The 6,397-nt window shown below is 65.8% G+C and carries 4 protein-coding genes and 1 pseudogene; 1 reads left to right on the forward strand and 4 read right to left on the reverse strand.

All coding sequences use genetic code 11. The features are described from left to right. The first annotated feature begins 172 nt into the window (after window positions 1–172). Entirely contained in the window at window positions 173–673 is a 501-nt protein-coding gene (locus ABZ862_RS38150; protein WP_360969134.1) for a hypothetical protein, read from the forward strand. A 64-nt stretch (window positions 674–737) separates the two neighbouring features. Here ABZ862_RS38150 and ABZ862_RS38155 read toward each other — a convergent pair whose 3' ends face one another. The 4 genes and pseudogenes from ABZ862_RS38155 to ltrA form a co-directional block, all read right to left on the reverse strand. Next, on the reverse strand, window positions 738–1,739 hold the full coding sequence (locus tag ABZ862_RS38155; RefSeq protein WP_360969140.1) for an IS630 family transposase: 1,002 nt from the start codon (window positions 1,737–1,739) through the stop codon (window positions 738–740). A gap of 164 nt (window positions 1,740–1,903) precedes the next feature. Next, window positions 1,904–2,824 carry a serine protease gene (locus ABZ862_RS38160; protein ID WP_360969137.1) on the reverse strand — a complete coding sequence of 307 codons (921 nt, stop codon included), beginning with the start codon at window positions 2,822–2,824 and terminating at the stop codon, window positions 1,904–1,906. A 252-nt stretch (window positions 2,825–3,076) separates the two neighbouring features. Beyond that, a pseudogene (locus ABZ862_RS38165) lies at window positions 3,077–4,150 on the reverse strand (ISAzo13 family transposase); the annotation flags it as partial. 77 nt (window positions 4,151–4,227) lie between these two features. Continuing rightward, on the reverse strand, window positions 4,228–5,979 hold the full coding sequence (gene ltrA, locus ABZ862_RS38170; protein ID WP_360969143.1) for a group II intron reverse transcriptase/maturase: 1,752 nt from the start codon (window positions 5,977–5,979) through the stop codon (window positions 4,228–4,230). Window positions 5,980–6,397: the final 418 nt, after the last annotated feature.

Consider the following 6,397-nt stretch of genomic DNA (forward strand, 5'->3'; position numbering starts at 1 on the left):
AGCCCGCCACCATGCGCGTACCGCATGACGACGTCGTACCGCAACGATCAAGAACCGTCACGGGCCACCAGACTCCGCGAGTTCAACCTGAGTACTCAGCCACGATCAGAACTCGACATCGGTGGCCGGTCAGCTGCTGGGGCTCACACGGCGGCGCAGACCGAATCCACGAGTGATCGACACATGGACACCGGACACCCTGCCAATCTGGGGTTCCGGCGTGCTGGCCCTGCTGGTGCTGGCCGTCTGCGTCTCCCCCGTCCCTCTTAGCTTCCGTGCACTGGCCATCCTGCCCATCCTGGCTCTGGCGGTACTGCTGATCATGATCCGCGTCGCACGGCGGCGCGGAGCGCGCGTGACAACCTGCCTACTCGGCATCTCCGCCCCCGTAACGCTCGCACTCTTCGCCACCGCCTACGGCTGGTTCCTCCTGCCTGGCCATGGGATTAAGGCGAGTGCCGGAGGTCGCTTGCATCTGGTGGACCCGCTCCTGCTTGCCGTAGGCATCGCCACCACCGACGGCACCTTCGACTACCAACTGCACGGATACTGGGCCCGGCTGGCGGGACTGATGGAGATGCTTCTGCTCCTCACGATCGCAGGCACCACGGCGTTCGCGGTCGCGCGGAAAATTATCCGGTCAGTTCAGGCACCCCGGGGTGAACCACAGTGACGCGGTTGCGGTAGCCGATAGGCGCATGCGGCCTCGGGCCGCGCTCCGCCCGACCGAATATTGATCAGAAACTCATGGGGTTCTCGTCCAGGACGTAGCGGACGTGTAGGCCGCCGAAGTAGCCGCGGACGATGTGGGGCTGCCGTTGGCGTCTGTGGAAGAAGCGGCGGGTCTCGGCGGCGAGTTCGGTCTGGTTCCGGGCTCGGTGCTGCTTGGGCAGGCTGTGCTTGAGGTCGGCGTTGACCAGTTCGTCGGGGTTCAGCTCGGGCGAGTAGGCAGGGAGCAAGTGCAGTTCGACGTCCTCGGGGTGGGCGTCGAGCCAGTCGCGGACCTTCCTGGAGCGGTGGGCGGAGTGCCCGTCGACCACAAGGTGGATCTTGTGGTCGAAGTGGCCTGCGAGCCGGTCCAGGAAGCGGCACATCACCTCGGCGGTGAAGCTCTCGGTGAAGACCATGAAGTGCATGCGGCCCCTGGTGCTGATCGCCGACATCGCGTTCACCGAGAACCGGTTCCCACTCCGCCGCACCACGGGGGTCCTCCCCTTCTCGCCCCAGGTGCGGCCGGTGACCTGATCGGAGCGGACGCCCACCTGGTCGGCGAAGAGGATCTCGGCGTCCTCGGCCTTCGCCTTCGCGCGAAGCTGCGGCCAGGTCTCCTGGTGCCAGCGCCGCACCGCCTCGGGATCCTGCTCGACGGCCCGCTTGTCCGGCCGCTGGAAGGACAGCCCCCATCGCTTCAGGTACTTGCCCACCCCGGGCTCGGTCAGCCGCACCCGGTACAGCTTCGCGATCAGTTCACCCACCAGCCGCCGCGTCCACAACCGCCCGGAAAGCCCCACATCACAGGGCCGGTGATCCAGCACCGCCTGCCGCACCGCGCCCTGCTCCGCCTCCCCGAGCACCTGATGCACCCCGACCGGCTTGCCCCGGGGCCGCATGACCAGCGCCTCCCGGCCACCGGCCTGCCACTTCGCCCACCACGTGTCGACCGCCTTCAACGACACCCCGAACAACGCCGCCACGTCCTCACGGCCCCGCCCCGCCATCAATGCGGCCACCGCCCGCAGCCGCAGGGCCTCCTGCGCCGACGGCGACAGATGCTGCGCGTCCCCCACCAGATCGCTCACACACCACCAACGACCCGGAAGCCGAACCGTTTCTGATCAATACAGCAGGTTCGGAATACGTGCCTGTTACCAGCTAAACGCGCAACGGTTCACACAGCGACAACTTACTCACTCTTGTCCTCGTGGAGGGGGATCTCCTCTTGGAACAGCGGCTCTCCGTCGGCTTCCCCATATTCGTCAACGCGCTGAAGAATAGTTACACCCATGTCTCTGAGTAGTTGACCGAGGACTGTCGATTTGGCGAAGTATGTCAGAGCGCCTTCAGCTGATCCGCCAATTCTCACGTGCCCGCGATTCACGCCTACCAGGCGCAGTTCGCGGGGGTCCTTCCGCTCAATATCATCCCAGGTGGAAAATGATTCCTCATTCCGTGGTAGCAATGCAAATACAGGGGAGCCTGACATGCCACCCCAACTGAAGGAGTGACAAAGAACGCACTCTGGAAAGAAATCTGCGCCGATCGCTGCCGACTCGCGAGGATCGGAAGCGATTGTTCCACTCACCAGAATGGGCCTTGGGCCGGTGACCTGGTCGATGCTCGGGTAGCCGGTTGTGATGACTTGCGCTCCCACATGAATGCGGTGGGCGAAGTCGTTCGAACCAGCAAGCCGGAGGCTCGGAAGCTGGGTGAGTTCGGGGCATCCGCCAGGGATTTCAGCCTTATCCAAATCTATGGCTGCAATATCCGCGCCGTCGGAGGCAAAGATGGGTTCCGGCGATGAAATGGTGAACCGGACAGGTTCAGCCTTTCCTGCCGGATGCTTGCTCCACGTATCCTGACGGAAACCATTGATCTCCAACCGATCCACTTTCTTTCCGGTAAGCTTAATGTAATCCGGGTCCAGTATGTGGCGGTTAGTGATGAGAATCCCTTTGTGATGCCGTCTACCCAACAGCGTTCGCTCCATTACGAACCCCGTCCCCGAACCGACCAGCTTCGACGGCGAACCGTCCCGCTCGTACGTATGCACGGTCAGCCACAGCGAGGCGTACAGGTGACTCTCGTTGATTACTCCATCCCACATGGCCTGAATCCTGCCAGCTGCGTCGGTCTAGGGGTGCCCCAATGAAAACTTGCTGCGGTGAGCGGCCAACGCGGCTGGGGACACTCAGTACCTGCGCCTGAATCCGTGACTCCGCGTGCGCGAGGACTCTGGCTGCTTGGTTCAACAGCCACGACCTGGCGTCCGGCGGAGCACTCGTACCCACGCGCCAGTTGGCAGGCAATACCGCAGCCAGGGGCCTGCCGATCAATAACTCGTCGATCTCGGTGGGGACTACGGGAGGGTGGGGTCGTGCCCGGCGATCGCGGCGAGTTGTTGTGCCGTGGTCACGGTGAGGGCGCCGGCCGGGACCTTGTGCCCGACCGCGGTGAGCACGGGGGTGACCTCCTGGAGGGTCGCGCCGATTCTGCTCTTGGCCAGGCCGGTCGCCTCGGCGAGAACGGCGTTCGTCATGGACCAGCGCCTCTTGAGGAGGAAGACGACAAGCTGGTCGGAGACGGAGAGCCGTCTGCCGCCGGCGCCGGGGCCGCCGTCGGGGCGTTTCCCGGGCAGGAAGATCGGCGGGTGCTCGGCACGCCAGGCTCGGTAGCGGGCGGCGAGATCGTCGAAGGCGGCGGGCTCGAGTCCGGTGAGGCTGGGGTGCCGCAGCCAGACGGGGAGCTTGTCCCCGGTGGGAAAGCGTCCGAACTCGGTGCTGGGCGGGGACGGTTCGGGAGCGAGCGGTTCGGGGCGCAGCGTGTAGTTCCACGTGCCGTGCCACTCGTGCGGCGTCAGGGGCAGGCGTTCCATGACGGTGTCGGGGACGGTGACGCCGGTGGGGTAGGCACCGGGGTCGAGTTCGGCGTGGACGGACAGGCCGCTGCGTGTCGTGGTCGCTCCGATGGTACTGACGACGACTTCGTGGCTGGTCAGGGGCCTGCCACGCCAGTTGATACTGATCTGCGAGAACAGCCGGTGCTCTATTTTGTTCCACTTCGATGTTCCCGGTGGAAAGTGACAGACAGTCACGTCAAGGCCCGACTCGTAGGCGAAATCGGCGAGTTCCTTCTTCCAGGCACGCACACGGTAGCCGTTGGAGCCTCCGGCGTCGGCGGTGACCAGCAGGCGAGAAGCGTGCGGGTAGCGGCGGTGCCCCTCCCCGTTCCACCAGCGGCGCAAAGTGGCCACCGCGAAGGCAGAGGTGTCCCCGTCGCAGCCCACCGACACCCATCCGGTATCCGCGCCGATGTCGTAGATCCCGTACGGCACCGCTTTGTGGGCACCCTTCTCGGGGAAGTCGTGCGCGCGGACCTGCACCGGCTGCCCGGCGCGATGCCACTCGCGTCCGATGACCGCGTAGTTGCCCAGCGTGTCGGGTAGCGGGAGCACATTGCTGTGCTCCCGCCCCCTCAGAACCGTGCGTGCCCGTCGTCCGAGCACACGGCTCAAGCAGGCCCCGGAGGGCTACTCGCAGGTTGCAGTGCTGTCCGACTGCCGGTGCTGGCACCGCGCCAGCGGTGGCAGTGGGTGTGGATCAGGCGGAGGTGGACGGCGCTGTCCGGTGTGCTGCGGCCCGGGTCGGAGGTGATCGCGTTCTTGCGGATCGCCTGTCGGGTCACCTTGAGCCACTGTTCCCATTCCGATGGGCTCTGCGGTTCGCGGTCGGCGTGCAGGAGGAGCCCGTCGCAGAGCGGACAGCGGCCGTGCTGCTTCCGCAGCAGTCGCAGCCCGGTCGCACTCAGCGGGGGTTTCCGCTTGCTCCGTCGTGCAGCCCAGTATTCGCGCAGGGCCGGGTCGTCGACCGACGCCCGGCCCGGAACCATCTGGTGCCGGACAATCCTGGTCCAGGCGAACTTGGTGAGATAGGCACCGGTCTCCCGGTCACCGAACACCCATCGGTCCTGCCTGGACCGGTTGAACCGAGCGAAGTATCGGGACGCCACCCAGTGCTTCGACTTCTTCGGGTGACTGTGCTTGGCCCACTTGTAGGTGAGCTTCCACATGTGGAAGTCCAAGGAGGCAAACGCCTCGCTGGACACCACACCCCGGTAGTAGGCGGCCCAGCCCCGGATGATCGGGTTGAGTTTGGCGATCACCGCCGCGGCGTTGACCCCTCTCAGGTTCACCACCTCGGCGGAGAGCCGGTCCCGAATCCGTTGCAGGGCAGCCCTGCTCGGCTTGATCAGCAGCGTGCCGCGATAACGACGGACGTTGAATCCCAGGAAGTCGTAGCCGTCATCGAGGTGCGCTATACGCGTCTTGTCCTCGTTGAAGACCAGTCCCCGGGGCGCCAGCCACGCGGCGAGCCGGGCCTTGACCTGTTCGGCCTCGTCACGGCTGTGACAGAGAGCCACGAGATCGTCGGCGTACCTGATCAGAATCGGCGAGCCCGCCTCGGTCTCCCCGGCATGAGCACCGGTCTGCCGATAGCGGACCCCGGCTGCCCCCTCCAACCCGTGAAGGGCCACGTTCATCAACAGCGGTGAAACGATCCCGCCTTGCGGGGTCCCCTCCACCGTCGGGGCGAACCTCCCCTGGTCGACCACCCCGGCCCTGAGCCACTGCCCGACCAGGCCCCGGGCGGGGAACTGCCCGAGCAGGGCCAGAAGCCGGTCATGGTCGATCCGGTCGAATGCCGCCGTCAGATCGGCGTCCAGCACCCACTGCCGCTTGGGGTCCTTGCCCTTCGCGGCCTGGAAGATGGCCTGGATCGCGTCGTGACAGCCACGGCCGGGCCGAAATCCATAGGATCGCGGCTCGAACCGTGCCTCCCACTCGGGTTCGAGCGCACCAAGGACCGCAGCCTGAAGACAGCGGTCCAAGATCACGGGAATGCCGAGCGGCCTTTGACGTCCGTTCGCCTTCGGTATGAACACCCTCCTGACGGGGCGGGCCTTCCACGGGGCGGCCTTGTGCTGCATCCAGTCGGCCAGTTCGGCCTTGCCCCGGGGCAGCAGCACGACCATTCCGTCGACGCCCGCCGTCTTGCGGCCAGCGTTGACCTCCGTGACCCGCCGCACGCTCATGAGCGTGTTGGCGCGGGAGCGGAGCATCAACTTCTGCAGATTGCGGACCCGTTTCAGGTCCCCTGCCTGCGATGCCGTGAAGATCCTCTGCCTCAGCCGCCGTACTTCCCCCTCCGCCGACTGCCAGTCGATCGACAGCCAGTCGGTGGGGCCGTCCTCCGGTCCGTTCACCGCAGCCCGGTGGATCACGGCGGAGTCCGCCGTGGCTATCGGTGTTGCCTTGGTGTCCAACTTGTCCTTCGGTTCGGGCGTTGATGGTCATCGGGTCCTCACAGGCCCACCTGATCCACGTCAGCACCCTTTCGGGTCCGGGCAGGGCCCGTATCCGGCCAGTTGTGCGGGACGGCCGGCAAAGACACCGGCCACCGGTCCCGGTTTCCTGCTGCCTTTCGGCTGCCGGCCTTGGCTTCCTGGATCATCCTGTGCCCGCTGGGGAGTTGGGCCTTCCTTGCGGTCGGCTTACCGGAAAAAGCTGCCTCCGGACCCCATCGGGGTTACTCAGGTTGAACTCGCGGAGTCCGCCGGTCTGATCGCGTCGTCGTCGATGGTCAGACCGGTGGGTGGTAGACAGCCGTCGACCAGGTAGGGC

This window comes from Streptomyces sp. NPDC047000 (assembly GCF_040644295.1).
Lineage (GTDB): Bacteria > Actinomycetota > Actinomycetes > Streptomycetales > Streptomycetaceae > Streptomyces.

Coding starts and splice junctions, on each gene's coding strand:
- ABZ862_RS38160 (WP_360969137.1), bottom strand. CDS start 2,824: ATGTGGGATGGAGTAATCAACGAGAGTCACCTGTACGCCTCGCTGTGG.